Source organism: Streptomyces calidiresistens (assembly GCF_014141525.1).
Taxonomy (GTDB): Bacteria; Actinomycetota; Actinomycetes; order Streptomycetales; family Streptomycetaceae; genus Streptomyces; species Streptomyces calidiresistens.
Genome location: NZ_VKHS01000556.1, coordinates 1 through 3,757, shown reverse-complemented (window position 1 = coordinate 3,757; position 3,757 = coordinate 1). Strand labels below are relative to the sequence as shown.

Annotated in this window: 5 protein-coding genes; 2 read left to right on the top strand and 3 right to left on the bottom strand. The window is 73.8% G+C overall.

Annotated features, from left to right (window positions below):
* Positions 1-89 precede the first annotated feature (89 nt).
* Positions 90-839, top strand: a complete 750-nt coding sequence (gene cpaB / locus FOE67_RS19475; protein WP_182666067.1) for a Flp pilus assembly protein CpaB — start codon at positions 90-92, stop codon at positions 837-839.
* Here cpaB and FOE67_RS30825 read toward each other — a convergent pair.
* From FOE67_RS30825 to rpsD, 3 genes are all read right to left on the bottom strand, one after another.
* Entirely contained in the window at positions 773-1,333 is a 561-nt protein-coding gene (locus tag FOE67_RS30825; protein ID WP_182666065.1) for a DUF6167 family protein, read from the bottom strand. The genes cpaB and FOE67_RS30825 overlap by 67 nt on opposite strands.
* A gap of 22 nt (positions 1,334-1,355) precedes the next feature.
* Positions 1,356-1,784 carry a DUF948 domain-containing protein gene (locus FOE67_RS19465; protein WP_182666064.1) on the bottom strand — a complete coding sequence of 143 codons (429 nt, stop codon included), beginning with the start codon at positions 1,782-1,784 and terminating at the stop codon, positions 1,356-1,358.
* A gap of 403 nt (positions 1,785-2,187) precedes the next feature.
* A complete protein-coding gene (gene rpsD / locus FOE67_RS19460; protein ID WP_182666062.1) occupies positions 2,188-2,799 on the bottom strand; it encodes a 30S ribosomal protein S4 in 612 nt (203 codons plus the stop codon).
* Between the two features lie 146 nt (positions 2,800-2,945).
* Here rpsD and FOE67_RS19455 point away from each other — a divergent pair, with 146 nt between their 5' ends.
* Positions 2,946-3,683 (top strand): DUF2470 domain-containing protein, encoded by a 738-nt coding sequence (locus FOE67_RS19455; RefSeq protein WP_228474056.1) that lies wholly within the window; start codon positions 2,946-2,948, stop codon positions 3,681-3,683.
* Positions 3,684-3,757: the final 74 nt, after the last annotated feature.

The window sequence follows — 3,757 nt, the reverse complement described above, 5'->3', positions numbered from 1 at the left end:
GACCCGCGACGCCCGGATCCCCCGTCTCCCCCTCCGACCGCCCGGAGGGCGGGATCCCCGCGCCCCGTCCCGATGGAGAACCGGACCCCATGAACGCTCGCCAGCGACGCGGTGCCGTCCTGCTGACCTTCTCGGCACTGCTCGCCCTCGCCGCCTTCCTCGCGGTCCTCGCCGTGGTCCGGGACGCCCAGTCCAAGGTCGGCCCCGAGGTCACCGCCTACGAGGTGGCCGAGGAGATCGAGCCCCACCAGCCCCTGGACCCCGCCTGGTTCACCGAGGTCAGCCTCCCCGAGCGGTACCTCCCCGACTCCGCCGTCACCGACCTGTCCGACATCGGGGACATGGTCGCCGTCGGACCCCTGACCCCCGGCTCCCTCCTGCAACGCGACATGATCGCCCCCCTGCCGGACCTCACCGAGGGGGAGCAGGAGATCGCCGTCCTCATCGACGCCGCCACCGGTGTGGCCGGCAAGATCCGACCCGGCTCCACCATCAACCTCTACGCCGCCTACACCATCGAGGACACCGACGAGGACTCCGACCGGCGGTACGAGATGGTCCGCCTCATGGTCAACAACGCCCGGGTGATCGAGGTCGGTGACCTCACCGAGGTGGAACAGGACCGCGTCCGCACGCAGGCCGTGCCCATCACCTTCGCCCTCGACCACCTCGACGCCCAACGCGTCACCTTCGCCGAGGCCTTCGCCGAACAGATCCGTCTGGCCCTGGTCGCCCCCGGTGACGAACGCGAGATCCCCGAGGAGGAGCGCACCTACACGATCATCGGCGACCTGCTGGAAAACCCGCACATCGATCCCCTCCAGTTCTTCCAGGAATGAGCAGGCCCCCGATGACCACGCGCGTTCTCCCCGCCTCCGGTGACCCCGACCTCGCCCGGGCCATGATCACCCTGGTCGGCCAACTGCCCGGCCTGGAGCCCACCCGGGCCGTTCCCGACTCCGTCGCCCTGCTGGACACCCTCGGCGCCCTGGCGGCGGGCAACCCCGCCGACCTCCCCGAGGTCGTCCTCGTCCACGAGGCCATCGGCCCGATGCCGGCCCTGGAACTCGTCCGCGAGGTCGCGATGCGGTTCCCGGCCGTCGGGGTCGTCCGCCAGGCCCAGTGCCTCGCCCAGTTCGCGCTCGCGTCGGGCCATTCCCTCGCGGACGTCCCCGGCGAAGGCGCGGGCCCGGCGACCGGCGAGGGCCGCGCGGTCCAGGGCGCGGGCGGCCAGCGCGTCGGGCTCCAGGGCCCGCAGGGCGCGGTGCACCCGGGTGGTCGCCCAGATGCCGGTCGCGGCGCCCGCGGTGAACCAGAAGGTACGGCGGAACATCTCGGTCCTCTCTCGGCGACCGTCAGCCGCGGCGGGAGCGGCGCGGCGCCCGTCGGGCGGCGGGCACGGTGGGGGGCGGGACGGCCGCGGCGGGCTCCCCCGCCGCGCGGCGCCGGGCCAGCGCTCGACGGACGCCGTAGCCGAAGGCCGCGACCTTCACCAGGGGCCCGCCGAAGGTGGAGGAGACGGTGGTGGAGAGCGCGGAGGCGTTGGCGGTGACCTCCTGGATGTCACCGGCGATGGCGTCCACCCGGTCCAGTTGGGTCTGCGCGGACCGCACCGTGTCGGTGGCCTCGCCCAGCAGGGGGACCGCCCGATCGGTCAACTCCTCCACCAGACGGGTGGCCGCCCGGAGGGCGACGGCGAGCCGGGCCAGCGCGACGGCGAGGAAGGACACCAGAATGGCCCAGAAGACCGCCACCAGGAGGCCGGCCACCTCTCCACCGGACACGTTCGCACCGTTTCTCTCGGCTTGTCTCTGATTCCCGACTGATTCCGACTGTTCCCCGGCCGCTCCCCGGCGTTCCGGTGTCCCGGTTCCGTCCGCGTCGGCGGTGCGTTCCGGGCCCCCCGGGGTGCGGGCTCCCGGGACCGCGGGGGCGGGGTGACCGCTTCCGGCGCGGATGCCCGCGCCGCGGCCGGGCTCCGAGCCTATCGCGCCGGGGCCGGCGGACCGCACCGCTTATCGGGCGCGGCGCCCGCTCCGTTCCCCGCAGTGTACGGGCCGTCGGGACACCGACGTCCGACGTGCCGCGGCGGTGAACGCGGCGGCCCCGCCGGGCGGACCCGTGGTCCGTCCGGCGGGGCCGGGACACCCGTGCGATCCCCTCGCCCCGAGGGGCGACGGGAGGGGATCAGCGGGCGTAGTACTCGACGACCATCTGCTCGTCGCAGATGACCGGGATCTCCTTGCGCAGCGGGTCGCGGTCGAGGCGGAACGCCAGCGCCTGCAGGTTGACCTGCAGGTAGCGCGGGGTCTCGCCGTCACCGGCCCAGCCGCCCTCACGGGCGATCTGGAAGGGGGTCTTCTCACGGCTGCGCTCGCGGACCCGCACGACGTCGTCCGGGCGGACGATGAAGGAGGGCTTGTCCACCTTGCGGCCGTTCACCTCGATGTGGCCGTGGACCACCATCTGGCGGGCCTGGTAGATGGTGCGGGCCAGGCCGGCCCGCAGGACGAGCGCGTCCAGGCGGCGCTCGAGCTCGACGATGAGTGCCTCACCCGTCTTGCCCTCGACCTTCCGAGCGCGGTCGTAGGCACGGGCCAGCTGTCGCTCGCTGATGTCGTACTGCGCGCGCAGCCGCTGCTTCTCGAGCAGACGGACCTTGTAGTCACTGGTCTGCTTGCGGCCCCGACCGTGGACACCCGGCGGGTAGGGACGCTTCTCGAAGTACTTGACCGCCTTGGGGGTCAGGGCGACGCCGAGCGCCCGCGACTTCTTGACCTTGGGACGCGACTGGTTCACGTCGGAGGAACCTCCGTGTAGCTTAGGTTAGCCTTACCTTAGTTTCAGGAGTGCACATGTCTCGTACCGGGAGCCCCAAGACGGGTCAGCCGCGCCCCGCGGTGGACGACGCACGACGGCCCTCGGCCGCCGAACGCGTGCGCACGATGACCGATTCAAGCGCATCGGCCGGGCTCGTGATCCCGGGGGCGGCCTCCGACGAGGACCGTCACAGCCGCACCGAGATCCGCGCCGTGGACACCGACGGTACCGTATTCCTGCTGGTGGAGGGGAATTCGGCCGCCGCGTCGGCGGTCGCGGCACGCGGTGACGACCCCCCGGCCTGTGTGATGGAAATCACGGACGTGGCACCGGTCGCCGTGCCCCACCGGATCCGTGGACGGGCGTGGATCGCCGGATGGCTGCGCACCCCCTCGGCGGAGGAGACCCGACGCGCGGACCGGCCGGCCGCCGGGGATCCCCGGGCCCCGGGCCCCCACGGGGTCGGGGATCCGGCTCCGGTGCCGCTGGTGCTGGAGGTCGGCGAGGCGTACACCGACGACCTGTGGGGCGCCGAGCACGTGGACGCGGAGGCCCTCCGCGCCGCCCGCCCCGACCCCCTGGCCCGCGGGGAGGCGACACTGCTCCAGCACCTCGCGGCGGCCCACCACGAGCAGCTGCGCGGCCTGTGCCGGCTGTTGGACCCGGCGACCGCCGACCGGGCCCGGGAGGGGCGGATCGCCCCGCTCGCGCTGGACCGGTTCGGGCTGCGGGTGCGGTTCTGGGACGGCGTCCCCCGGGGCGGGCGACCGAACGGCTTCGATGCCCGGTTCGACTTTCCCCGGCCGGTGCGGGACGCCGCCGAGCTGCGGTGCGCGATGCGCCGGCTCCTCGGGGCCGGCTGAGCGTCCCCGGCCGGTCAGGGAGGCGACACTGCTCCAGCACCTCGCGGCGGCCCACCACGAGCAGCTGCGCGGCC